Raw genomic sequence first — 22,729 nt, forward strand, 5'->3', positions numbered from 1 at the left:
TATTTTTTTACGATGTCATCAAACATCATTGCTATTGTAGGCCGCCCAAATGTGGGCAAGTCTACCCTGTTTAACCGCCTGATTGGTCAGCGTAAGGCCATCATGGACAACGAAAGCGGCGTAACCCGCGACAGAAGCTACGGCCACGGCGAGTGGACGGGCAAATTTTTTACCGTAATCGACACCGGTGGCTATGTGCACGGTTCCGACGATATTTTTGAAGAAGAGATAAACAAGCAGGTTGAGCTGGCTATCCGCGAGGCAAACGTGATCCTGTTTATGGTAGACGTAGATGCTGGTTTAACAGGCCTGGATGAGGAGTTTGCCAACGTGTTGCGCCGTACCAACAAGCCAATATACGTCGTAGCCAACAAAGCCGATACCACAGCCCGCGCCAACCAGATGGGCGAGTTCTATTCGCTAGGCATAGGAGAGGAAATCTACCCGGTGTCTTCGCAGAACGGATCCGGAACAGGGGAGCTGCTGGATGAGGTCATCAAGCATTTTGAGGACGAGGGCATTGAAGACCCGGATGCCGGTATACCGCGCCTGGCGGTGCTTGGTCGCCCAAACGTAGGCAAGTCGTCGTTCGTGAACTTGCTGTTGGGCGAGGAGCGTAACATCGTGACAGACCAGGCGGGTACTACCCGCGATGCTATCCATACCCGTTACAATGCGTTTGGCAAAGAGTTCATCATCGTGGACACCGCCGGTCTGCGCCGTAAAAGCAAGGTAAGCGAGGATATTGAGTTCTATTCAGTAATGCGCTCCGTACGTGCACTGGAAGATGCGGATGTTTGTATTGTGATGCTGGATGCCACACGTGGGATCGAGTCGCAGGACGTGAACATCATTACCCTGGCCGAGAAGAACCGCAAAGGTATCGTGATCCTGGTGAACAAGTGGGACCTGATCGAAAAAGACACCCATACTACCAAGCAGTTTGAGGAGGAGATCCTGGACCGTATTGCCCCGATCAAATACGTGCCGGTTATCTTTACCTCAGTGGTAACGAAGCAGCGTATCTTGAAGGCAGTAGAGAAGGCGATGGATGTGTATGAGATGAAAACACGCAAAATCTCCACCTCCAAGCTAAACGACCTGCTGTTACCAGACATCGAGCGTTATCCGCCACCAGCTATCAAAGGCAAGTTTGTGAAGATCAAGTACATCACGCAGCTGCCAACGCACAACCCAACGTTCGCGTTTTTCTGTAACCTGCCGCAGTACATCAAAGAGTCGTACACGCGTTACCTGGAGAACAGAATCCGTGAGCACTTCGGGTTTGAAGGCGTGCCAATCAACCTGGTGTTCCGAAAAAAGTAAGCGCTTGCAGGCATAGCGTGTATTTAGGCAGTATAACCGAGAGGCTGGCGTAAGCGCCAAGCGGCAGAAAGGCACCTTTTAAGGGTGCCTTTCTCGTTTTATATATTTTTATTAAACTATATGCTGCAGCTGCCGTATTCTTGCGCAGACCACCTGTAGTTGCAGGCAGTAAGACAGTAGGTATGTTATACTTGCTGACTTAAATGTTTTACTAAACCTAACTATTATGAGAAAAGTATTGTATGCCTTAGCCTTGACAGGTATGTTTGGCTTTGCCTCTTGTGATTCTCCTGCTGAGGAAAGAGCAGAAGAAAGAGAAGATACGCTAGAAGACATGGAAGACCGCGCTGAGGAAAGAGCGGACGAAATGGAAGACATGGACATGGAGATGGATACCACTGCGGTTGTTCAGTAACCAGAGTATACCACACCCTGCCTTTTAACCCGCTTGAATTACCTGGATTTCTTATGAAAACGATAAGGAATTAACTCTATATCACTTTACTTCGTTACTTATCAGGTGCGCCTTCCTATTAAGAGAGGCAGAAATCAATTAGTTAACCAAAAGTGAAACCAAAATTATAGATTATGAAAAAGTCATTTTTTTTACTGTTTGCCGCTAGTTTGTTCACATTCGCGTCATGCGATTCACCATCTTCAGAAGCAGAAGATGTAGCTGACGAAGTAGAAGATGTGGCAGAGGAAAGAGAAGAGCTTAGAGACGAAGTTCAAGAGTACAACGAGGAAGTAGCAGAGGGAATGGACACTACTGCTGTTGTAGAATAAACGGAATTTGAAATTAATAAATATAACCTCAATTTAAAATCATGAAAAAACCAGTTTACATGCTGATGGCGGCCGCAGTCCTGACCTTTGGCGCTACCTCTTGCGAGTCTAACACAGAGACAAATATGGAGGCCGAGACAGAGGAGGTTGGCGAAGACATGGAGCAAGGCATGGAAGAAGCCGGCGAAGAAATAGAAGAAGCCGGCGAAGAAGTAGAAAGCGAAGTAGAGAACCACTAAGCCTTTCTTTTTCTGAAACAGGAAGTGGCTTCCCTACAAGGCATCCACTTCCTGTTTAACAGGGTATAACGCCCGGTTATTGCCGTTTACTTTATGCACCCAGGAACGTATACACTTCGGGCAGCACATCTTGGATGCCACGCTATGTATAACCTAAAAAAGCGAACTATGAAAAAGGTGCTCTATACCATGTTAGCCTTCGGGCTTTTAAATTTCGCGTCCTGCGCTTCTACAGAGAATGCTGTGGAAGAAGGAGCGGATGAAGTAGAAAATGCTGCCGAAGAGGTGGCCGATGAGGTAGAAGAAGAAGTAGACCGCTAAGCAAGAGCTGCCCGCAGAAGAATTGCGAACAGTGCTTCTCCTGCGGGCTTTACGGCCCTAGTCGTTTCTGGATCATCCCATTGACCAAAGCATACAGCCGCTTTGGCGTGAATGTACGCCATGGAATGTCATCCAGAGCGCCACCGTAGTTAATGTAGTAATCCAGGTTATAGTTTTTCATTTCGCTCAACACAAAGTCCTGGAAGCCGAGCGCAGCAATCCAACCGTCCTCTATGTCCTCGAACCACTCTTCGTAATAGGAGTCGTCGGAGCCATGGAAGTTGAAAACATTCTCCCCGATAATAATAAAGCGGAAGATGCCCTCCTGCACCAGCGGGTCGATGATGTTGCGCTTCAACTGCATGATGTCGTTGTGCAGGGCATCGTTCCACTCCCCGATAAACTCAATGACGGCAAAGCCCGTTTCGTAGTCTGCAAAAAGTATTTTGATAAAAAGCGTTTCTGAATCGATATCATCCCACTGCGGGTGGATGTAATACCCGTAGATGGTATTGGTATATTGCATAAGGCTATTCTCGGCACCATAAAGCGGCGATCGCGGGTCTTCTGAAGCCGAGTAATTATCCAGCCAGTTGTAAAAGGGTTCAATGGTATGCATAAAGCGTCATGTAATGGATGAAGCAAAGAGGCGGAAGGCCTCTTTGCTTCATTTACTAAAAAGGCTAATGCAAAGTTGAGACATTTACCCGGCTTTTGCCTGTTATACCTTATATTTTGAGGTTACAGGCGTTCATCGGTAGGGGGGCAGGTGCTCGCATAATTAGCAATAGCCGGAACTGTTTGGCCCTTTCGATGCATTACCAATAGCACACGTATACACCCTTTGTTTCACTGATTTATGTTCTGCCATTCTATGTCGCGTACATCCCTTTTCAAAAACTGCCTCACGCTGCTCTGTGTCTTTATACTGTTACTCGACCTCAGAGCCTCTGCGCAGCCTGACCAATCCGGTTATACTAAATTTTACTACCCTGCCATACATACCGCCGAACTGGCTATTGTGGCTAGTGATTATGCCTATGCGCTGAAGGCCTACAAGCAAGCCTTTGCCGCTGTGCCAGACCCATTTGCGCGTGATTACTACAATGCAGCCGTAGCTGCCCTGAAGGCAGGGGAAACCAAGCGAACATTTGATTACCTGGAGCAACTGGTACTCAACGGCGTGAGCCTGGATTATATAGAACAGCAGCAGGTATTTGACACATTGCATACAAGCCGTAAATGGCGAAAGTTTGTGCGTAAGTACCCAAAGCGCCGGGACAAGTTTGAGGAAACCCTGAACAAGGAACTGCGCGCCGACCTGGACGAGCTGTATGCCCGCGACCAGTACTTCCGGATGGCACCTGGCGGCCTGCGGGTGCACGGCGACACTATCCGGAAAATAGAAACAGCAAACGTGAAAAACTTACTGGGCTGGATTGAGGAATATGGCTACCCGGGAGAACACCTGATTGGGGTGGCGGACACTTTGGAGCAGTTGCCCCGCTTCAGTATTGTGATGGAGCGCCAGACACAGGCACGCAAGGGGTATGATTTTAAAGACATCCTGACAAAAGCCGTGCAAGAGGGGCGTATGGCGCCGCAGCCAGCTGCTTACCTGCTCGACCAGCAAGCCGGCAAAAATGCCTATGGCTCTAAGGCCTTTGTGAAGGTTAAATGCAGTAACTGTAATGCAGAGGACACGCCGAAGCATTACCTGGTAGAGAAAATAAGCGAGAACGACCTGAAAGCCATTAATCAGAACCGGGCTTCCTTGGGCTTAGAGCCACTGGAGGATTATAAGAAGAAGGTGCGCTTCGGTTTGCAGAACCAGGACTTCAAACTCACTTACAACTGGTCGGTGAAAGAATACGTGGTGCCGAGCAAGGAAGCCGCCAATGTACTGCTGGAGAGTTTCACCTCAACAGAGTAAACCGATTTATACCTCCGTGTATAAAACAGGCGGCGGCTGCCGGATCATGACTCCGGCAGCCGCCGCCTGTTTTACCTCATACTGGTTTATTTTTCTCCCTCGCTGCTTTTGCCAAAGGCCTCCATGGCGGCACGTACGCTGCCAAACTTTTTGAGCAGGGCACCCGCTTCTATGTTGGTCAGGTTCAGTTCTTCCATCAGCATCCGCATGCCACGGTCTACTAGCTTATGGTTGGATAGCTGCATGTCCACCATTTTGTTTCCCTTCACGCGGCCTAATCGTACCATCGTGGCGGTGGTTAGCATGTTCAGGACAAGCTTCTGCGCTGTGCCGGCTTTCATACGGGTGCTGCCGGTCACAAACTCAGGGCCGGTTACTACCTCCACAGGGAAGTCAGCCTCTGCGGCTACCGCACTGCCTGCGTTGCAAACCACACAGCCCGTTGCGATGCCATGCCTGCGACACGCCTGTAGCCCGCCGATTACGTAAGGGGTGCGCCCGGAAGCGGCAATGCCGACTACTATGTCTTTGTCTGTGATGTTGTGCGCCTTCAGGTCCTGCCAGGCTTGGCTCGGGTCGTCTTCCGCAAATTCCACGGCTTTTCGGATGGCCGTGTCGCCGCCTGCTATCAACCCGATCACCATGCCGTGCGGCACCCCATAAGTAGGTGGGCATTCTGAGGCATCCACCACACCCAAACGGCCACTCGTGCCTGCTCCGATGTAAAATAGCCTGCCGCCGTGCGCTAGCCTGTCAGTGGTTGCCTTTACCAGCGCCTCTATTTGAGGGATGGCCTTGGCTACTGCCTGCGGCACGGTCTGGTCTTCCTGGTTGATGTTCTGCAACAGCTCCTGCACACTCATTTGCTCCAGGCTGTTGTAATGCGATGTCGATTCGGTGGTAGACAATTTTTAGGGCAGGTTAAGAGGTATAACTTATTTTCTCTGTGCGCTCGCTTAGCGGTTCTCGGTTTGGGCTATCAATTCCTGGTGGTAGGCTACAAGTCCTTCGCTGGGGCTTGTGATGATGTTGCCGAGCTTTACACCATATTTTTTAGCCACTAGCCGCAGCGTGTCAGAAAAGTGAAACGCAATGGAACCCACAAAGTTGATGGGCACTTCGGTATAGCCCTCGTATTTGCAGACATGGTGCTCAAAGAACTCATCGAAGTTTTGGTAGATCATCTCGCGAATAACTGGTTCCTTGCGCTTGTCGCTCATGAACTTGGCAAAGGTGGCCAGGTAGGTGCTTGGCATGTCGGAGGTATAAACAGCGCTCATGATGCTGTCCTTTGTCAAGTTGTAGCGGTTTTTCAAGGAGGTAGCCAGTTCCTCAGGCAGCTCGCGGTACATAAATGCCCGGATCAGCATTTTACCCAGGTAAGCGCCACTGCCTTCGTCGCCCATCAAAAAACCCAGGGAAGGCACATTATCGACAATATTCCTCCCATCAAACAAGCATGAATTTGAGCCGGTGCCCAGAATACAGGCCACACCCGGCTGATGCCCGCAAAGCGCGCGCGCCGCAGCCAGCAGGTCATGGTCTACGTGGATCGCGCTGTCCGGAAAAGCCTTGGCCAGCGCCTGCTCTACCCGCAGGTTGCGGTCCGGAGAGCTGCAGCCAGCTCCGTAATAATAGATGCTGCTCGGTTGCTTTTGTTGCAGGTTGGGCAGCAGCTCAGCCTCCAGGATAGCACTGATCTGAATGGCCTCCAGATACTGTGGATTAATGCCTGCTGTGTATACCTGCTCCAGAACGCCCGAAGCGTCCATCATCCGCCAATCCGTTTTGGTAGCACCGCTGTCAGCTATTAATATCATGGTATTATCTTGTTTTGTCGATGTATCTGTTCCCAAGTTAGTGTTTTTTTAGCAGAGCCTTTTCCTAGCTTTCCTCTACCCGGTAAGCCGAACCCCGCACATGGCCAACCACCGAAAACTTGTCGAACACGTGGTCGGTGTGGGGGGCGTCTTTCATCTCGTCGGTTAGGTCCTGCCCGGCCCAGTGCTCATAGTGCTTCCCGTCGCGCCACAGCCTCGATTTGCGTACATCATAGATCACGCCCTTGTAAGCCACCCATATTTCGTCGCGGTCCTGGCCGTTGCGCAGGGCCAGTTGTTGTAAAGTATACTCTGGTAATTCCATAGGTACGCATATGGGGCAATTTGAGCGATCTAAGAGGTATAACCCGGCCTTTGCCAAGGAAAGTAGATCGACTTATATTGATTTGATTTGCCGGTTTATATGATCAGCCGATTCGGGCCTGCGTGAGAATCCAGCGATTGGGCACCTCGCCCTCGGTGGCCTGTAAATAGTCCTCGTAACTGCAGGGTACGATGCGCTTGTCTTTCTCGCTGCTTAGCGGCTCCACTTCCAGCCACCACTTCTCGCTGCTCTTGCTTTTGTAAAAGACCATCCGGTCGGGGTTGTCGTTGTTGAAGGCGACGGCATACTTGGTGAACTGCCTGCCGCTGAAGTTCACCTCATTCTTGCGGTGGTAAAAACCTTCCACAAAGTACCAGATCATGGTAGCAATGGTCATGGCTGTCAGCCGCCGTTCATCCAGCGCCGGGTCGTACTCATAAATGCCTAATGAGGTGAGGTTGTCGTTCAGGCCGGCATACCAGCAAAGCTGGCAGGCTTCTTCGCCTGTTAGCCCGAAGGGGTTGGCAGGGGCATAGCCCGGCGCATCCTGGTGGCGAATGGCAGATATGTCAAACGTCAGCAGATCGGCCACCCGTACCACGGGCTCCATCTCCTGCAGCTTGTGGTGCACTTCCCCTACGCGGTAGGCCTCAAAGTGCAGCTTTTCCATTGTCGACATCACCTCCTGCTCCACCATGTATGACTGGTGCCCGATCTGGCCGAAGCTGAAGAGGTAGTTCGGCTCATGCATCAGTATCCGGCGCAGCTGCTTCTTGTTCGGGGTAGCGTCAGCGTCCTCGGTCATGTCCACGCTGCTGTCCACCGACACCATGTTCACGACGCGCTCCAGGTGCTCATACCCCATGTATTGGCCGTACTCCAGGTCATGGGAACCGCCAATGATGATGGGGATGGTGTTGTGTGAGATCAGAACCTCCACAATCTCCTTCAGGCGCAGGTAAGTGTCGTCTAGCGTGATGCCGGGGCGAAGGTTGCCCAGGTCCACCAGGCGGCAGCGGCCCGCGCCCTTGTTCATGCCGTACAGGCGCTGCCTTATAGCGCGCGCCGCGGATTCGGCCACCGGGAGTTCCTGAGCGTCCTCTTTCTGGCCCCTGGTCTCGTTTACACCGAGCAAAGCAATATCAGCACTGCGCCAGTCAGGAAACTTACTTACGAAGCGGCTGGTATAAAAGCCCAACGTGCGAGGCTTGTTGTAGGTGGCGAAAACGTCTTCGTTCAGCGGCTCAAAAAATATCGAAAGGTTCATAGGGCTTATCAGGGAAAATCAAAAATAACTAAAATTTGCTATTGCCCGGAAGGCTTCTTCGGGATGCAGATGATTTATTACTCACTCATAAATATAAGTTGAGTTAAATATTTCGGTTCTTGCTGTGGCCGATTTAGAAAATTTAGTTAAAATGCATATAAAACGCATGCAGAAATGGTGTCGTAACATATGTTGACACCTACACACGGCTTTTTATAGTTAAGCAATTGCCAAACAACCAAGACATGAACGTTACTCGAATCTTAGATCTTTTACCTTACCAGCAGCAGAACTTCCCACAACCTGACTGCCTGGCAGCCAAAGTGAACGGCACTTGGCAAAAATATAGCACCCAGGAAGTGCAGGAATATGCCAACAAAGTAAGTCTGGGCTTGCTGGAGCTTGGAGTGGGGAAGGACGATAAAGTCGCCATCATTTCCTTCAACCGGCCTGAGTGGGTTCTGGTCGATTTTGGTATTCAGCAGATCGGTGCCATCAGCGTGCCGATGTACCCGACCATCACAGCCGAGGATTACCGCTACATTTTTAATGATGCGCAGGTAAAGGTGATCTTCGTGGCGGATGCAACGCTTTACAACAAAGTGAGTGCCGCCACGGCGGGCATGGAGGGGATAACCGGCATTTATACCTTCGATGAGATTGGGGGCGCCAAGCATTGGTCGGAGGTGCTGGACCTGAGCCAAAAGAGGGATGTGGCGCAATTGGAGCCTCTCAAAGCCGCAGTGCAACCGGAGGATATCCTGACGATTATTTATACCTCCGGTACAACCGGCAACCCGAAAGGGGTAATGCTGACGCACAATAACCTGATCAGCAACGTGACCGGAACCGAGCCTTATGTGCCGGTAAACAAAGACCACCGGGCACTGAGCTTCCTGCCGCTCTGCCACATCTTTGAGCGGATGCTGCTTTATTTATACATGCGGGTGGGGGTTTCGATCTATTATGCCGAGAGCATTGAGATGGTGGCCGACAACCTGAAGGAAGTGCAGCCTCATGTGTTCACCACCGTTCCGCGCTTGCTGGAGAAGGTGTATGACAAGATTGTGGCCAAGGGGCTTGAACTGACAGGCGTGAAGCGCAAGCTGTTTTTCTGGGCGTTGGAGCTTGGCTTGAAGTACGATACGCAGCAAGACCAGGGTTGGTGGTATAACAAGCAGTTGGGGCTTGCCAACAAAATTATCTTCAGCAAGTGGCGTGAAGCCCTGGGAGGCAATGTCATCGCCATTGTGTCTGGTGGTGCAGCCCTGCAGCCTCGTTTGGCGCGCGTGTTCTGGTCTGCCAACATCCGCATTATGGAGGGATACGGCCTCACCGAGACCTCGCCGGTAATTACAGTAAACCGCTTCGAGCCGGAAAACAACATGATCGGTACAGTAGGGATGCCGATTGATGGGGTAGAGGTGAAGATAGCGGAGGCGGACGGCGAGATACTGACCCGCGGGCCACACGTGATGAAAGGATATTACAACAAGCCGGAACTGACAGCCGAGGCGATCGACTCGGATGGCTGGTTCCATACCGGCGATATCGGGCAGTTGATTGATGGCAAATACCTGAAGATAACGGATCGCAAGAAAGAGATGTTCAAGACATCGGGCGGTAAGTACGTGGCACCGCAGCCCATCGAGAACAAGCTCAAAGAGTCGGTGCTGATTGAGCAGGCCATGGTGGTGGGCGAAGGCCAGAAGTACGCCGCCGCCCTGATCGTGCCGTCCTTTATGGGCTTGCAGGACTGGTGCCAGCACAAAGGCATTCCGTATACCTCCGACGAGGAGATGATCAAGAAGAAAGAAGTAACAGACAAGTACCAGCGTGAGATCCTGAAGGCAAATGAGGGGCAGGCGCAGTACGAAACCATCAAAAAATTCAAGCTGATCCCTAAAATGTGGACTGTGGAAAGCGGAGAGCTAACCCCAACCCTGAAGGTGAAGCGCAAGGCCATCACAGCGAATTACAAGGATGTGATCGATAGCATGTTTTAATATGAGATAAGATGAAGGCGGCAATGAGCCGTTGGTTGATTTATGCTAAAAACTCCCTGCCCTCAATTCGGCAGGGAGTTTTTTTATTTCCATCCGCCCCAACTCTTGCGGGTGTTATTCCAAAGCTTTTACAGCCTATGAGTGAAACACGCGTATGAATCTTTATGCAGGCAGCTAAATATTTTCCTTCAATATAGTATGCAAGCATAACAAATTTTGTTATATTTGGTATAGAACACTAACGCCACATGAAGCCAGAAGAAAACGTAGACTATAACTTTAAAGTGTGTTGGCATGCCATCTCGCGTATGTATAACAATGAGGCTGCTAAATCAGACATCACTACTTCGATCGGGTTTGTGCTGCTAAATATCGACCAGGAGAAAGGCACGCCGGCCACTAAAATAGCGCCGCTTCTGGGCCTGGAGGCACGCAGCCTCACCCGCATCCTGAAGAGCATGGAAGAGCAGGACCTGATTTACAAAGAGTCTGACCCAAGCGATAAACGCCTGGTGCGCATCTTCCTGACCAAGAAAGGGCTGGAGAAAAAAGAGGTGTCGCGGCAGGTAGTCATACAGTTTAACAAGAAGGTGCGCGAGGAAATACCACAGCAGGACCTCGATGTGTTCTTCGGTGTATGCAGCCGCATCATGGGTATGATTGAAGATAAAGAAATCTATTAAACCATAGACAACCAGAGCTATTCTATGAAAAGAATAATTAAAAAAGTAGCGGTGTTAGGCTCGGGCGTGATGGGCTCCCGGATTGCCTGCCACTTTGCCAATATCGGGGTGCAGGTATTGCTACTCGACATCGTTCCGAAAGAGCTGACACCGGAAGAGGAGAAAAAAGGACAGACGCTCGAGAGCAAGGCGGTGCGGAACCGCGTTGTGAACAGCCATTTGCAGGCTGCTATCAAGTCTAACCCTTCTCCGCTGTACCGTAAAGAGGATGCCCGCCTGATCCAGACGGGTAACTTCGATGATAACATGAAGGATATCGCTACGGCCGACTGGACAATTGAGGTAGTAGTGGAGAACCTGAAAATAAAGAAGATCGTGTATGACCAGGTGGAGCAGCATCGCAAACCGGGCACGCTTATTTCTTCCAACACATCGGGCATCCCGATCCATATGATGCTGGACGGTCGCTCAGATGACTTCAAAAAGCACTTCTGTGGTACGCACTTCTTCAACCCACCGCGCTACCTTAAACTCCTGGAGATAATCCCTACCCCGGAAACGGATCAGGAAGTTATTGACTTCCTGATGCATTACGGGGACCTATACCTTGGTAAGACTACTGTATTGGCTAAAGATACTCCTGCCTTTATTGCGAACCGAGTTGGTATCTATGCCATTATGCAAGGCTTGCAGGTAATGAATAAACTTGGCCTGACCGTGGATGAAGTGGATAAAGTGACTGGTCCAATTATTGGCCGTCCGAAGTCTGCTACCTTCAGAACGTTGGATGTGGTTGGTTTGGACACGTTGGCTAATGTAGCCAATGGTTTGTACCAGACAGGAGAGAAAGACGAGTCAAGAGACTTGTTTAAGCTGCCTGACTATCTGCAAAAAATGGTAGATAACAAGTGGCTTGGCGATAAAACCGGACAAGGCTTTTATAAGAAGACAAAGGATGCAAAGGGCAAGACCGAGATTTTAACCCTTGACTTGAATTCTTTGGAGTATGGGCCTAAGCAGAAAGTAAAGTTCCAGAGCCTTGAGGTGCTTAAGCCTATTGACGACTTAAGGAAACGAATCAAGGCACTGTCAAAGCAAGACGATAAAGCTGCGAAGTTCTTTAATGAGTCTCTTTTCGGTTTGTTCCAGTATGTGAGCAACCGTATTCTGGAGATATCGGATGAGCTATACAGAATAGATGACGCGATGCGTGCCGGCTTTGGCTGGGAGCTTGGGCCTTTCGAATATTGGGATGCCATTGGGGCCCGCGAAGGCGTTCAGCGCATGCTCGAAAACGGATACGAGCCTGCCAAGTGGGTAGAGGAAATGCTAGAGCATGGTAAAGAGGCTTTCTATATCGTAGAGAACGGCACCCGTCGCTATTACGACATCCAAAGTAAAGAATACAAGGCCATACCAGGTGCTGAGAACTTTATCATTTTAGATAACCTGCGCAGCAACAAAGTAATCTGGAAAAACAGCGGAACTACAATTACTGACCTGGGTGATGGTATCCTGAATGTAGAGTTTCATACCAAGATGAATACCATTGGTGGCGATGTAACTGCCGGCCTAAATAAAGGTATCGAGTTGGCTGAAAAAGATTTCAGAGGTATGGTAGTTGGTAACGATGGAGCAAACTTCTCGGCAGGTGCAAACATCGGCTTGGTATACATGTATGCGCTGGAACAGGAGTATGACGAGATTAACTTCATGATCAAACAGTTCCAGGATACGATGATGCGCATGCGCTATTCTGCTATTCCGGTAGTAGGCGCACCCCATGGCCTAACCCTTGGAGGTGGTTGCGAGCTTAACCTACATTGCGACCATGTGCAGGCTGCCGCAGAAACCTATATGGGCTTAGTAGAATTTGGTGTTGGCCTGATACCTGGCGGTGGCGGAACGAAGGAGTTGACACTCCGCGCTGCTGACATGTATGCCGATGGTGACATCGAGTACAACGATCTAAAAAACGTATTCCTAACGATTGGTATGGCTAAGGTTTCTACCTCAGCAAAAGAGGCAATAGACTTAGGCTATATGCGCAAATCCGACGGCATTACCATTAATAGCAATCGCCTGATTGCTGATGCAAAAGCGCAGGCTATCCTGTTGGCAGATGCAGGTTATACCATGCCTGTAAAGCGCACAAATGTAAAAGTGCAGGGTAAAGGTGCCTTGGGTATGTTCCTGACTGGTGCCAACGCGATGTATACAGGTCGTTATATCTCTGAGCATGATAAGAAAATCTCTGAGAAGCTTGCTTATGTAATGTGCGGTGGAGACTTATCTGCCCCCACCGAAGTAAGTGAGCAGTACCTGTTGGATCTGGAGCGCGAAGCCTTCCTGTCATTAACCGGAGAGCGCAAGACACTGGAGCGTATCCAAAGCATCCTGACAACTGGCAAACCACTGAGAAACTAATCTATAGTATCAACTATAAAAGAGCATCAAAATGAATAATGCGTATATAGTAGCCGGATTCCGTAGCGCAGTGGGCAAGGCTCCGCGTGGTGTATTCCGGTTTATGAGACCCGATGACCTGGCTGCTGATGTCATCAAGCATGTTTTAAATGCCGTGCCTGCCCTGGACCCTGCGCGTGTAGATGACCTGATAGTAGGAAACGCAGTGCCCGAGGCAGAGCAAGGGCTGCAGATTGGCCGTATGGTATCGCTTTTAGCCCTGCCAATGTCGGTTAGTGGCATGACGGTTAACCGTTATTGCGGGTCTGGGCTAGAAACCATTGCCATTGCTGCGAACCGTATTCAAGCGGGTATGGCCGACTGTATTATTGCAGGAGGTACGGAGTCAATGTCGATGGTGCCTACTGCTGGCTGGAAAACTGTGCCAAACTACAAGATCGCGAAGAACAACCCGGACTGGTATTTGAGCATGGGTTTAACAGCAGAGGCCGTAGCCAGCGATTATAATGTTTCACGTGAAGACCAGGATGAGTTTGCCTACAAGAGTCACCAAAAGGCATTGAATGCAATCGAAAAAGGCTACTTCAAAGATCAGATCGTGCCGATTACCATCGAGGAGACTTACCTGGATGAAAATGGTAAGAAGAAGACCAAGACCTATGTTGTTGACACCGATGAAGGCCCGCGTGCTGATACTTCCATGGAAGCCTTGGCAAAATTAAGACCTGTGTTTGCTGCCGGCGGCACAGTTACAGCCGGTAACTCTTCCCAAACTTCTGATGGTGCTGCCTTTGCCATCGTGATGAGTGAGCGTATGGTAAAAGAGCTTAACCTGGAGCCAGTTGCTCGTTTAGTAAGCTATGCAACGGGGGGCATCGACCCACGCATCATGGGTATGGGGCCAATAGCAGCCGTTCCGAAAGCTTTGAAATTGGCAGGCAAAACGCTTAACGACATTGATCTGATTGAGATGAACGAAGCCTTTGCTGCACAGTCAATTGCTGTGATGCGCCACCTGGACTTTGATCCGGATAAACTGAACATAAACGGAGGCGCGATTGCTTTAGGCCATCCACTGGGTTGCTCTGGCGCAAAACTCTCTGTGCAGTTGTTCAGCGACCTGCGCAGAACCGGAGGCAAGCACGGTATAGTAACTGCCTGCGTTGGTGGAGGCCAAGGCGTGGCTGGTGTATTTGAGCTGTTAAAATAACGACACATGTAGCACGACACAAGACGCACGACTTTGTATGCATAACTTCAAAGAGCTAAGGGTGTGGAAAGAGTCAATGGAGTTGGCAAAACTCGTTTATAAAGTAACAGCACTCTTTCCTCAAGATGAACGATATGGATTAAAATCGCAAATCAACCGTGCTGTTGTTTCAATTCCATCAAACATAGCTGAAGGGGCTGGCCGTGGGTCAGACAAGGAGTTTGCACAGTTTCTTAAAATAGCTTTAGGGTCTGCTTTCGAGCTGGAAACACAACTGATTTTAGCGGAATCATTCGGCTTTATCAAAGAGCAGCACTACTCAGACTTAGCACAAAAAAATGAAGGCGTACAAAAGATGCTGAATGGCTTTATCAATATGCTTGATAGAAAAAGTCGTGTGTCTTGATACGTGATACAACAATAAGAAAATCTTAAAAATATGGAAAACCAAACCGCAACTATAAAAGGAGGAGAGTTCCTCATTAAAGAAACAAGCCCTCAGGATGTATTCATCCCGAATGAGTTTAATGAGGAGCAGCAAATGATGGCGCAAACCTGTAGGGACTTTGTTCGTGACGAAGTTTGGCCGCTGCTAGACCGCTTAGATAACCATGAGGAAGGCCTGATGGAGAGCCTTATGAAAAAAGCAGGGGAGTTGGGGCTATTCGCGGTCTCTATACCTGAGCAGTATGGTGGCCTTAACATGGACTTCAATACGGCGTTATTGGTAACCGAAGCCGTAGGTGGAGGACATTCTTTCCCGGTGGCTTTTGCAGCGCATACCGGTATCGGGACACTGCCTATCCTATATTTCGGTAACGAAGAGCAAAAAGCGAAATATATCCCTAAGCTGGCAAGTGGAGAGTTAATGTCTGCTTACTGCCTAACGGAGCCAGGTTCTGGATCTGATGCGTTGGCTGCAAAAACCAAAGCGGTACTAAATGAGGCAGGAACGCATTATATCCTGAACGGCCAGAAGATGTGGATTACAAACGCAGGCTTTGCAGATGTATTTATCGTGTTCGCACAGGTAGACGGCGATAAATTCACCGGCTTTATTGTGGAGAAGGGTTACCCTGGACTGAGCCTTGGCAATGAGGAGCATAAGATGGGGATCAAGGGGTCTTCTACGCGTCAGGTGTTTCTCTCGGACTGCGAAGTGCCGAAAGAGAATGTGCTGGGTGAGATCGGGAAAGGCCACCTGATCGCTTTCAATATCCTGAACATCGGGCGTATCAAGTTAGGTGCCGCTACGTTAGGTGCCGCCAAAAATGTGGCCAGCCTTTCCGTAAAGTATGCCAACGAGCGCCATCAGTTCAAGCTCCCGATTTCAAAGTTTGGTGCCATCAAGTATAAGTTAGCAGAACAGGCAATTCGCATTTATGCCGTGGAGTCTGCCCTTTATCGCTTGGGAATGGACATCTACCGCAAAGAGCAGGAACTGGTGGCTGCGGGTAAAGACGAGAATGAGGCCCTGCTGGGAGCAGCCCGGGAGTTTGCAGTGGAGTGTGCCATGCTGAAAGTAGAAGGCTCTGAGGTACTGGATTACGTGGTAGACGAAGGGGTGCAGATCTATGGTGGCTATGGCTTCTCCGCTGATTACCCCATGGACCGTGCTTACCGCGACTCCCGTATCAACCGCATTTTTGAGGGTACCAACGAGATCAACCGCATGCTTACCGTTGATATGATTCTGAAGAAGGCGATGGGCGGGGAAATTGACCTGATGGGAGCAGCACAGGCAGTGCAGCAGGAACTGATGGCTATCCCGGATTTTGGTGCTGAGGAAGAAGGCTTGTTTGCATCGGAGCATAAAGCCATCCGAAACCTTAAGAAAGCGATCCTGATGACTGCCGGTACAGCAGTGCAGAAGTTTATGAACTCGCTGGCCAAAGAACAAGAGATATTGATGAACATCGCCGACATGGCCATCAAGACTTATATGGCTGAGTCTACGCTGTTGCGTGTAGAAAAGCTGGTACAGGAAAAAGGAGAGGAATCCGTGTCTAACCAAATGGACATGGTGCGTGTGGTGGTGAACGATGCGGTAGACACCGCCTTCAAGGCTGGTAAGGAAGCCGTGGCGGCCATGGCAGAAGGCGATGAGCAGCGTCTGTTATTCATGGGTTTAAAGCGCTTTACCAAGAAAGACCTGTACAACACCAAAGAAGCCCGCAGGAGAATTGCTGCAGCCATGATCGAGGCAAACGATTTTGTGTATTAATTTCTGACTATTTAAGTATTAGAAAGGCCTTCCTTTTAAAGGAGGGCTTTTTTTTGCTCTGTGGCTAGATAATAGCTTATCCGGATCGATTTTTTTGAGTAAAATAGGGCGTAGAATTTTCGGTGTGCGTAAATGTGGTATGCACCCTTACCACTATTCAAAACTATGAGTATAACCTGTCTCATTCCCTGCTTCAACGAGCGTGAGCGTATCGGAACTGTGCTGGAGGCCGTGACGCGGATACCTGCGATTGGGCAAGTCTTGTGTGTGGATGATGGGTCCACGGATGGTACGGCGGCCTACATCCGGCAAAACTGGCCGTTGGTGCAGGTGGTGCAATTGCCCTGCAATCAGGGCAAAACAGCGGCCATCAATCATGCGCTGGCTTATGTAAGGCATGATTTGGTGTTGATGATGGATGCGGACTTGCAGGAATTACGCGATGAGGAGGTTACAGCTGCCATCGAGGCTTTTATGCAACCCGACAGTCCTGTGGACATGATCATCCTGCGGCGCATTAACTCACCGTGGTTCGTGCGCTGGTATAGAAGCGATGTGTTGCTCTCTGGCGAGCGCCTGCTACGGAAGGCAGACCTGCAGCAGGTAATGCAGCAGCCGGTAAAGCGCTACCAACTGGAGGTAGGTATAAACCGCTACATGCTGCGCCATAAAAAGGTGGTCCGCTGGATGCCTTGGTCGGCCACCAATACTTACAAAGTAGACAAGCTAGGCGTGCTGAACGGCTCTAAAAAAGAGTTTAAAATGTACGTGGAGATCGTTTCGTATGTCGGTTTCTCGCACATGATGCTGCAACTGGCATCCTTTACAAGGCAGTTACAGCATAAGCAGCAGGAAAGAAGCCATCTCGCGCGCACTTACAAAAAGCGCTTCCAGAAACCGCTCGACTATTTTAGTTGAACGAGCAGCAACCTTAGTTTGTCTGCATTTTTGGCCGGCCGCACTACTGTTACCAGTTCCTTGCCCGACAGCCATGCCGTAAAGTCCTTTACATAGGCAGGTCGGGGTGTATCCGCTATTTGTAGGTCGAGTGTTTTAGGAGGCGCAATCGTTCCGTTGGTAGTGTTGAGCTGCCGGAGGTATAAGTCGGTCTTCCCGTTAAGCTTTTCGAGCGTTAGCAAGTTTAAGGTTGTGCCATCTAAGGAAGAACTGAAGGAAATGCTGGAAAATCCCTCTTGGGCAGGCGCCTGCTGGTGTTTCATCAGAACCCCGTTCCAAGCCGAATCCATGTACTCATCGTAAGCAAAGACATGCAGCTCATCCGTGAAAAACGGTGCATCTTTTCCACCTGAAGTATACTTTTTTTCCGCCAGCACAATTAATTTCTCTTCAGGCGTAAGCACCAGGTCCGACAGGTAGATATCCTCCAGTAACTCGGGTTTCGGGGTGCTGCGTTTGTCCAGCGCGTTAACTTTGGCCAGGTACTCCGGCATAAAACGGAACTCCTCCGCAAAAATCATATCCTCCGCCTCGTAGTCGAACTTCACGGCTTTTAAGCTGTAATACTCACCGGATGCTTCGTTAGCCGTTAGCACAGCCCCAAAGAGCTTTCCGTTGGGCATCAGCTTAAATTTAGAGTCCATGATGTATACCTTCCGGCCATCGAAAGTACCCCCAACCAGCACCGACATGACCCTGGCCTCTTTGCTGCCCAAGGTATACTGGCGTGTGGTAAGGCGCTTCATGTTGTCTGAAATCAGGTTAATGTATTGCTCGCCGCTGTTGCCAAGCTGCACATCCACGGACAGTATGGCGGGTATATCCTGCAGGTGATACTGCGTGTCCTGGAGCTTCTGCAGTTTGCCGTCGTACAGAGTGCCGCTGATATCCTGTATCTGGTGCCGTGCATCGGTATGGTAGCGGTAAGCCAGTAGCTTGCTTCCATCTGCCGAGGCTACAACGCTCGCCCGGCGGGTAGTGGCAGGGGCTTCCAGGAGTGGTACGCTTGCCTGTTTCTTACCTGTGCTTAGATTCACCTGGTGACCGATGAGTTGTTGCTTGCCGCTGCTCGCCTGGTGAGTCACTACAGTGGCAACCTCTGAGCTCGCGTAAAAAGCCTCTAACGACTCCCCTTCAGCTAGCTTGAGTTCTGTAGACCATTGCTTTTTTAGGTCGCTGCTATACTTCTCAACAGCGTAGGTGTTTGTTGCCGTTTGAGTAAGCATTACCAGGGCATTATGCTGCAATGGAATGGTTTTGCGCAGCACACGCTGGTTATAATGCGGCGCACTTGGGTTCGAGACATAGTCAAACACCACGGAGGCCTTTGTTTTTGCTTGCCCAAAAGTCAGGGAGGTATGCCACAGCAATGTTAAAAGTAAAAACGGTAGAAGGCGAAGTATTTTCATCGGTATCAGGCTATCCGGTATTTTATTGTGTAAAGTAAACCTCATGTTTCTCGTGGAACGGTTAAACAGGGCTGTTGGTGTATAGTAATGCCATCAAAATCATGAAGCAGAACCCTTAACGTGATAATTCTATAGTCATGTATGTCATAAGCGGTTATTCACTTATTTAACTCCTTGTTCCGGTAACCAGTTTTTGCTGTGGGAGTAAAGGTTACTATACCCCCTGACGCATGAAGTTTTTACTCAAGATAACATCTTTCTTAGTGCTTATTGCCATTAGCAAGGTAACAGGCGTCCAGGAGAAAGATGCGCTACTTAAAACCAAAGAAAACAATCAGGTTAGTCCCGTTTTGATCAAGTACGACACCTTGAACGAATCTCCAAAAGAGCAGGAGAAAAAATCAAACGAAGCAATCAGGTCTGACCGGATGGTGCTTAGCAATGTTATCTTTTAGTTATACCCCACCTGCCTATAACTGCCTTCTCAACTAATACGGCTCCAGTTTACAGACTTTGCGCTTAAGGATTGTATATGTTGCCGGATGTTTAGGTTTTGGCTCTGCTCTAACAGCGGATCAGCCTGTAGCACGCGCTGCGCCGCCGCCCGTGCCTCCTGCAGGATAGGCGCATCCTTGGCAAGGTCTGAAATCAGCAAATCGAGCACACCGCTTTGCTGCGTTCCCATCAAATCGCCTGGACCCCGTAGTTTCAGGTCAATATCCGCTATCTCAAACCCGTTATTGGTACGCACCATTGTTTCGAGCCGGGTTTTGCTGTCCTTGCTAAGTTTGTAGCTCGTCATCAGGATGCAATAACTCTGTTCTGCCCCACGGCCTACGCGGCCCCGCAACTGGTGCAACTGCGAAAGGCCAAACCGTTCGGCACTCTCAATCACCATCACAGATGCATTCGGCACATTCACACCTACCTCAATTACAGTGGTTGCCACCATGATGTGCGTCTCGTGCTTCACGAACTGCTGCATCTCGTAGTCTTTATCCTGCGCCTTCATCTTGCCGTGCACCATGCTTACCTTATACTCCGGGAAGGCGCGCTTCACACTTTCATACCCATCCATCAGGTCCTTGTAGTTCTCCATTTGCTCCGACTCCTCGATGAGGGGGTACACGATATAAACCTGCCGGCCAAGCTTAATCTGGTCACGGATAAACTGGAACACGCGCAGGCGGTGGGAGTCGAAGCGGTGCACGGTCACGATCTCCTTCCGGCCAGCCGGAAGCTCGTCGATCACCGATACATCCAGGTCACCATACAGCGTCATGGCCAATGTACGGGGGATGGGGGTGGCCGTCATGACGAGCACATGCGGGATGATGCGTGGGTTCTTGCGCCACAGTTTAGAACGCTGCTCCACACCGAAACGGTGCTGCTCGTCCACAATGCACAGGCCCAGGTTCTGGAACTGAACCACATCCTCAAGCAGGGCATGCGTGCCTACAATCATTTTCATGTTGCCGGAGCGGAGTTGCTCGTGCAGTATTTTCCGGTCTTTGGTTTTGGTGGAGCCCGTGAGCTTTCCCAGGTTTATACCCAGGCTGTCGGCAAATTTTTTCAAGCCCACATAATGCTGGTCAGCCAGAATCTCGGTTGGGGCCATCAGCACCGATTGCGCCCCATTGTCTGCCGCGATTAGCATCGTGATAAAAGCCACGATTGTTTTTCCTGAGCCCACGTCACCCTGCAACAGGCGGTTCATCTGCTTGCCTTCGTTCAGGTCGGCGTATATTTCCTTTACGACCCGTTTCTGGGCATTGGTGAGGTCGAAGGTAAGGTGGTTCTTGTAGAATTCAGTAAGGGTAGGCACCTGGTTGAATACCTGCCCCTGCAAGTCTGCCTTGCGTACGAGCTTGTGCCGAAACAGGCGGAGCTGTATATAAAATAGCTCTTCAAACTTCAGCCGGAAGGTAGCCGCCTTGTACTTCTCTGCCGACTCCGGAAAGTGGATGTTCAGAAGGGCATTCTGCTTGTCCATCAATCGATACTGGTCAATCAGCTCCTCCGACAGCGATTCCTGCACATTGGGCAAAGCCACCTTCAGCAAATGCTCCATCATTTTGCTAATCACCTTGCTGTCGATACGGTGGGCTTTCAACTTTTCGGTGGTATGGTATACCGGCTGCAGGAAGGCGGTGGTCTGTTTTTCCTCGCTCAGTTCCTCCAGTTCGGGGTGCGCCATGTTAAACCGGCCGTTAAAGGAAGTAGGCTTCCCGAACACAATGTAGTCTGTGTGGTTCTTCAGCGTTTGCTGCATCCACTTTACGCCCTTAAACCATACCAGTTCCAGTTGGTCCCCGTTTTCGTCTACCAGGGTGGCAGCCAGGCGCGTTTTCCTGCCTTCGCCTAACAGTTCTTTGCCACGGATGCGCCCGCGCACCTGTACGTAAGGCATGCTTTCGTCTAACTCAGCAATTTTATAAAACTGGGTGCGGTCGAGGTAGCGGAAGGGGTAGTGCTGGATAAGGTCACCGTAGGTGAAAATCTTCAACTCCTTCTGCAGCAGTTCTGCCCGCATCGGTCCTACGCCCTTCAGGAACTCTATTTTAGTATGGAAGAAGTTAGTCACGCTATCGCCTGTTTTCGGGGTTAGGGTATGGCAAGTTTAAATACAAAAATAAGCAAAAGCCCCGACAGGTGTAAACGCTGCCGGGGCTTTATACTGACCATTCACCATTTCCCTGCCATTACTGGTGATATTACTAACAGTGGTAGGGAAATTAAGCAAAAGGTATATACCTAGATTTATTTTTGCTTTTGATTATACTACTGGCTACTCCTTTGTAACCTGGATAAATTTTAGCTTCAGAATAACCAAGTATTTCTAGAGTTTTAAGGATTCTAGAAGCTTCAGATTTAGGTATCAACAATTTCTGCATAATAAAGTAGTCATTGCCAAAAGTTGGAGAGCTTTGAAAAAAATTCAGTTCATTTTGAAGCAATGGCTCAAGCTCCTTAACTATAAGTTCTTCTAAAGGTGTTCTGTCAATAGCAGTGTGATCAGAATAACCTCTTATTGGAGTTTCCCAAAGTGTTAACACTCCTTTTTGTGCACTTAAATTAGGGTTTTGGAAGTAAGGGGGATGGATAAACTTAAGAGGGAAACCTTTAGTGATAAAGGCTTTGATGTTTTCTACAAAATAAGGGTTCAATATCCATAGAACTACATGATTACCCTTAGAATCCATTTCTGCATCATCACAAGCAAAGTAAAGAGCAGTTATAAAATCTGTACTCCAATCAAGAAGCCTAGTAGGAATGCCAAAATGTTGAGCTAATGCAGCAACATCGTATAATTCTTCAGGTAGCCACGTCTGATAGTTTTCAGGGATTTGAACACCTCCTTCAAAAAAAGAAGAGCTCCGGATTGATGGGCAATCCGGTAGAGGTAGACCTTCTTGATTACAGGTTAAATAGAAGCGTTTGAGGAATTCAAATTCCAAGTACTGTTGATAATTCTCACTTTTTTGGAATGAATATGGCGAACTAATTTTACTTTCACTACCATCTAGAATTTCCAAATACTTGATTTGATTTTCAGGTCTGAGTATCGTAGGTAATAATTTATAAGCATCATTTCGAAGCCCTCTAAATAAGAAATTTGGTGCAACGTTTCTATAGCTACCAAAGAGTAAATAATTAAATAGAAGTTCAGTATTATCTATATATTTCTCAGTTATCAACCCAGAAATCATATCGTATAGCTTAAGATGGTAGTCGTATTTTGTTAGGACACGATGTATGATAAAATATCAGTTTCGATAAAGAACAAAAATGATGA

The 22,729-nt window shown here is 49.2% G+C and carries 23 protein-coding genes; 14 read left to right on the forward strand and 9 right to left on the reverse strand.

The window, feature by feature from the left end; translation table 11 throughout:
• Nucleotides 1–12 precede the first annotated feature (12 nt).
• The 5 genes from der to ACXYMU_RS17650 all read left to right on the forward strand — a co-directional run bounded on the left by der (nucleotide 13) and on the right by ACXYMU_RS17650 (nucleotide 2,672).
• Nucleotides 13–1,326 carry a ribosome biogenesis GTPase Der gene (gene der, locus ACXYMU_RS17630; protein WP_458987744.1) on the forward strand — a complete coding sequence of 438 codons (1,314 nt, stop codon included), beginning with the start codon at nucleotides 13–15 and terminating at the stop codon, nucleotides 1,324–1,326.
• A gap of 226 nt (nucleotides 1,327–1,552) precedes the next feature.
• Complete coding sequence (locus tag ACXYMU_RS17635; protein WP_458987745.1) at nucleotides 1,553–1,741, forward strand: hypothetical protein; 189 nt, start codon at nucleotides 1,553–1,555, stop codon at nucleotides 1,739–1,741.
• Between the two features lie 173 nt (nucleotides 1,742–1,914).
• Nucleotides 1,915–2,112, forward strand: a complete 198-nt coding sequence (locus ACXYMU_RS17640; RefSeq protein WP_458987746.1) for a hypothetical protein — start codon at nucleotides 1,915–1,917, stop codon at nucleotides 2,110–2,112.
• A 41-nt stretch (nucleotides 2,113–2,153) separates the two neighbouring features.
• Nucleotides 2,154–2,351: a hypothetical protein gene (locus ACXYMU_RS17645; protein WP_458987747.1), complete on the forward strand. Its 198-nt coding sequence runs from the start codon at nucleotides 2,154–2,156 to the stop codon at nucleotides 2,349–2,351.
• A gap of 168 nt (nucleotides 2,352–2,519) precedes the next feature.
• On the forward strand, nucleotides 2,520–2,672 hold the full coding sequence (locus ACXYMU_RS17650; RefSeq protein WP_458987748.1) for a hypothetical protein: 153 nt from the start codon (nucleotides 2,520–2,522) through the stop codon (nucleotides 2,670–2,672).
• A 49-nt stretch (nucleotides 2,673–2,721) separates the two neighbouring features.
• On the opposite strand, the gene ACXYMU_RS17655 is transcribed toward ACXYMU_RS17650, so the two are convergent.
• The gene (locus tag ACXYMU_RS17655) at nucleotides 2,722–3,291 is read right to left on the reverse strand and encodes a hypothetical protein (RefSeq protein WP_458987749.1); all 570 of its coding nucleotides are present in this window, start codon (nucleotides 3,289–3,291) and stop codon (nucleotides 2,722–2,724) included.
• Between the two features lie 255 nt (nucleotides 3,292–3,546).
• On the opposite strand from ACXYMU_RS17655, the gene ACXYMU_RS17660 reads away from it, so the two are divergent.
• A complete protein-coding gene (locus ACXYMU_RS17660; RefSeq protein WP_458987750.1) occupies nucleotides 3,547–4,605 on the forward strand; it encodes a hypothetical protein in 1,059 nt (352 codons plus the stop codon).
• A gap of 86 nt (nucleotides 4,606–4,691) precedes the next feature.
• Here ACXYMU_RS17660 and murQ read toward each other — a convergent pair whose 3' ends face one another.
• The 4 genes from murQ to ACXYMU_RS17680 form a co-directional block, all read right to left on the reverse strand.
• Nucleotides 4,692–5,513: an N-acetylmuramic acid 6-phosphate etherase gene (gene murQ, locus ACXYMU_RS17665; RefSeq protein WP_458987751.1), complete on the reverse strand. Its 822-nt coding sequence runs from the start codon at nucleotides 5,511–5,513 to the stop codon at nucleotides 4,692–4,694.
• 48 nt (nucleotides 5,514–5,561) lie between these two features.
• Nucleotides 5,562–6,425, reverse strand: coding sequence for a hypothetical protein (locus ACXYMU_RS17670; RefSeq protein ID WP_458987752.1), 864 nt, complete (start codon nucleotides 6,423–6,425; stop codon nucleotides 5,562–5,564).
• Nucleotides 6,426–6,489: 64 nt separating this feature from the next.
• Nucleotides 6,490–6,750 carry a cytochrome b5 domain-containing protein gene (locus ACXYMU_RS17675; RefSeq protein ID WP_458987753.1) on the reverse strand — a complete coding sequence of 87 codons (261 nt, stop codon included), beginning with the start codon at nucleotides 6,748–6,750 and terminating at the stop codon, nucleotides 6,490–6,492.
• A gap of 103 nt (nucleotides 6,751–6,853) precedes the next feature.
• Complete coding sequence (locus ACXYMU_RS17680) at nucleotides 6,854–8,017, reverse strand: formimidoylglutamase (protein WP_458987754.1); 1,164 nt, start codon at nucleotides 8,015–8,017, stop codon at nucleotides 6,854–6,856.
• Between the two features lie 245 nt (nucleotides 8,018–8,262).
• Here ACXYMU_RS17680 and ACXYMU_RS17685 point away from each other — a divergent pair, with 245 nt between their 5' ends.
• Complete coding sequence (locus tag ACXYMU_RS17685; protein WP_458987755.1) at nucleotides 8,263–10,023, forward strand: AMP-dependent synthetase/ligase; 1,761 nt, start codon at nucleotides 8,263–8,265, stop codon at nucleotides 10,021–10,023.
• A 40-nt stretch (nucleotides 10,024–10,063) separates the two neighbouring features.
• Here the strand turns inward: ACXYMU_RS17685 and ACXYMU_RS17690 are convergent, their stop codons facing one another.
• Entirely contained in the window at nucleotides 10,064–10,231 is a 168-nt protein-coding gene (locus ACXYMU_RS17690; RefSeq protein WP_458987756.1) for a hypothetical protein, read from the reverse strand.
• Between the two features lie 40 nt (nucleotides 10,232–10,271).
• On the opposite strand from ACXYMU_RS17690, the gene ACXYMU_RS17695 reads away from it, so the two are divergent.
• From ACXYMU_RS17695 to ACXYMU_RS17720, 6 genes are all read left to right on the forward strand, one after another.
• Complete coding sequence (locus ACXYMU_RS17695; protein WP_458987757.1) at nucleotides 10,272–10,706, forward strand: MarR family winged helix-turn-helix transcriptional regulator; 435 nt, start codon at nucleotides 10,272–10,274, stop codon at nucleotides 10,704–10,706.
• Between the two features lie 24 nt (nucleotides 10,707–10,730).
• On the forward strand, nucleotides 10,731–13,133 hold the full coding sequence (locus ACXYMU_RS17700) for a 3-hydroxyacyl-CoA dehydrogenase/enoyl-CoA hydratase family protein (RefSeq protein ID WP_458987758.1): 2,403 nt from the start codon (nucleotides 10,731–10,733) through the stop codon (nucleotides 13,131–13,133).
• A gap of 31 nt (nucleotides 13,134–13,164) precedes the next feature.
• Nucleotides 13,165–14,343 (forward strand): acetyl-CoA C-acyltransferase, encoded by a 1,179-nt coding sequence (locus ACXYMU_RS17705; protein WP_458987759.1) that lies wholly within the window; start codon nucleotides 13,165–13,167, stop codon nucleotides 14,341–14,343.
• A 37-nt stretch (nucleotides 14,344–14,380) separates the two neighbouring features.
• Nucleotides 14,381–14,749 (forward strand): four helix bundle protein, encoded by a 369-nt coding sequence (locus ACXYMU_RS17710; protein ID WP_458987760.1) that lies wholly within the window; start codon nucleotides 14,381–14,383, stop codon nucleotides 14,747–14,749.
• A gap of 33 nt (nucleotides 14,750–14,782) precedes the next feature.
• Nucleotides 14,783–16,567: an acyl-CoA dehydrogenase family protein gene (locus ACXYMU_RS17715; protein WP_458987761.1), complete on the forward strand. Its 1,785-nt coding sequence runs from the start codon at nucleotides 14,783–14,785 to the stop codon at nucleotides 16,565–16,567.
• Nucleotides 16,568–16,732: 165 nt separating this feature from the next.
• Nucleotides 16,733–17,485: a glycosyltransferase family 2 protein gene (locus ACXYMU_RS17720; RefSeq protein ID WP_458987762.1), complete on the forward strand. Its 753-nt coding sequence runs from the start codon at nucleotides 16,733–16,735 to the stop codon at nucleotides 17,483–17,485.
• Here the strand turns inward: ACXYMU_RS17720 and ACXYMU_RS17725 are convergent.
• Complete coding sequence (locus tag ACXYMU_RS17725; protein WP_458987763.1) at nucleotides 17,473–18,978, reverse strand: hypothetical protein; 1,506 nt, start codon at nucleotides 18,976–18,978, stop codon at nucleotides 17,473–17,475. The two genes, ACXYMU_RS17720 and ACXYMU_RS17725, sit on opposite strands and share 13 nt — an antisense overlap.
• A gap of 185 nt (nucleotides 18,979–19,163) precedes the next feature.
• Here ACXYMU_RS17725 and ACXYMU_RS17730 point away from each other — a divergent pair, with 185 nt between their 5' ends.
• Nucleotides 19,164–19,388, forward strand: a complete 225-nt coding sequence (locus tag ACXYMU_RS17730) for a hypothetical protein (protein WP_458987764.1) — start codon at nucleotides 19,164–19,166, stop codon at nucleotides 19,386–19,388.
• Nucleotides 19,389–19,417: 29 nt separating this feature from the next.
• Here the strand turns inward: ACXYMU_RS17730 and recG are convergent, their stop codons facing one another.
• A complete protein-coding gene (gene recG / locus ACXYMU_RS17735; RefSeq protein WP_458987765.1) occupies nucleotides 19,418–21,517 on the reverse strand; it encodes an ATP-dependent DNA helicase RecG in 2,100 nt (699 codons plus the stop codon).
• A gap of 151 nt (nucleotides 21,518–21,668) precedes the next feature.
• The gene (locus ACXYMU_RS17740) at nucleotides 21,669–22,643 is read right to left on the reverse strand and encodes an FRG domain-containing protein (RefSeq protein WP_458987766.1); all 975 of its coding nucleotides are present in this window, start codon (nucleotides 22,641–22,643) and stop codon (nucleotides 21,669–21,671) included.
• Nucleotides 22,644–22,729 lie beyond the last annotated feature (86 nt).

The organism is Pontibacter sp. CAU 1760 (assembly GCF_054482735.1).

What these genes read in the sequence shown, in the direction of transcription:
- der (WP_458987744.1), top strand. Translation starts at nt 13, where the DNA reads ATGTCATCAAACATCATTGCTATTGTAGGCCGCCCAAATGTGGGCAAG.
- ACXYMU_RS17635 (WP_458987745.1), top strand. Translation starts at nt 1,553, where the DNA reads ATGAGAAAAGTATTGTATGCCTTAGCCTTGACAGGTATGTTTGGCTTT.
- ACXYMU_RS17640 (WP_458987746.1), top strand. Translation starts at nt 1,915, where the DNA reads ATGAAAAAGTCATTTTTTTTACTGTTTGCCGCTAGTTTGTTCACATTC.
- ACXYMU_RS17645 (WP_458987747.1), top strand. Translation starts at nt 2,154, where the DNA reads ATGAAAAAACCAGTTTACATGCTGATGGCGGCCGCAGTCCTGACCTTT.
- ACXYMU_RS17650 (WP_458987748.1), top strand. Translation starts at nt 2,520, where the DNA reads ATGAAAAAGGTGCTCTATACCATGTTAGCCTTCGGGCTTTTAAATTTC.
- ACXYMU_RS17655 (WP_458987749.1), bottom strand. Translation starts at nt 3,291, where the DNA reads ATGCATACCATTGAACCCTTTTACAACTGGCTGGATAATTACTCGGCT.
- ACXYMU_RS17660 (WP_458987750.1), top strand. Translation starts at nt 3,547, where the DNA reads ATGTCGCGTACATCCCTTTTCAAAAACTGCCTCACGCTGCTCTGTGTC.
- ACXYMU_RS17670 (WP_458987752.1), bottom strand. Translation starts at nt 6,425, where the DNA reads ATGATATTAATAGCTGACAGCGGTGCTACCAAAACGGATTGGCGGATG.
- ACXYMU_RS17675 (WP_458987753.1), bottom strand. Translation starts at nt 6,750, where the DNA reads ATGGAATTACCAGAGTATACTTTACAACAACTGGCCCTGCGCAACGGC.
- ACXYMU_RS17680 (WP_458987754.1), bottom strand. Translation starts at nt 8,017, where the DNA reads ATGAACCTTTCGATATTTTTTGAGCCGCTGAACGAAGACGTTTTCGCC.
- ACXYMU_RS17685 (WP_458987755.1), top strand. Translation starts at nt 8,263, where the DNA reads ATGAACGTTACTCGAATCTTAGATCTTTTACCTTACCAGCAGCAGAAC.
- ACXYMU_RS17690 (WP_458987756.1), bottom strand. Translation starts at nt 10,231, where the DNA reads ATGCTTGCATACTATATTGAAGGAAAATATTTAGCTGCCTGCATAAAG.
- ACXYMU_RS17695 (WP_458987757.1), top strand. Translation starts at nt 10,272, where the DNA reads ATGAAGCCAGAAGAAAACGTAGACTATAACTTTAAAGTGTGTTGGCAT.
- ACXYMU_RS17700 (WP_458987758.1), top strand. Translation starts at nt 10,731, where the DNA reads ATGAAAAGAATAATTAAAAAAGTAGCGGTGTTAGGCTCGGGCGTGATG.
- ACXYMU_RS17705 (WP_458987759.1), top strand. Translation starts at nt 13,165, where the DNA reads ATGAATAATGCGTATATAGTAGCCGGATTCCGTAGCGCAGTGGGCAAG.
- ACXYMU_RS17710 (WP_458987760.1), top strand. Translation starts at nt 14,381, where the DNA reads ATGCATAACTTCAAAGAGCTAAGGGTGTGGAAAGAGTCAATGGAGTTG.
- ACXYMU_RS17715 (WP_458987761.1), top strand. Translation starts at nt 14,783, where the DNA reads ATGGAAAACCAAACCGCAACTATAAAAGGAGGAGAGTTCCTCATTAAA.
- ACXYMU_RS17720 (WP_458987762.1), top strand. Translation starts at nt 16,733, where the DNA reads ATGAGTATAACCTGTCTCATTCCCTGCTTCAACGAGCGTGAGCGTATC.
- ACXYMU_RS17725 (WP_458987763.1), bottom strand. Translation starts at nt 18,978, where the DNA reads ATGAGGTTTACTTTACACAATAAAATACCGGATAGCCTGATACCGATG.
- ACXYMU_RS17730 (WP_458987764.1), top strand. Translation starts at nt 19,164, where the DNA reads ATGAAGTTTTTACTCAAGATAACATCTTTCTTAGTGCTTATTGCCATT.
- ACXYMU_RS17740 (WP_458987766.1), bottom strand. Translation starts at nt 22,643, where the DNA reads ATGATTTCTGGGTTGATAACTGAGAAATATATAGATAATACTGAACTT.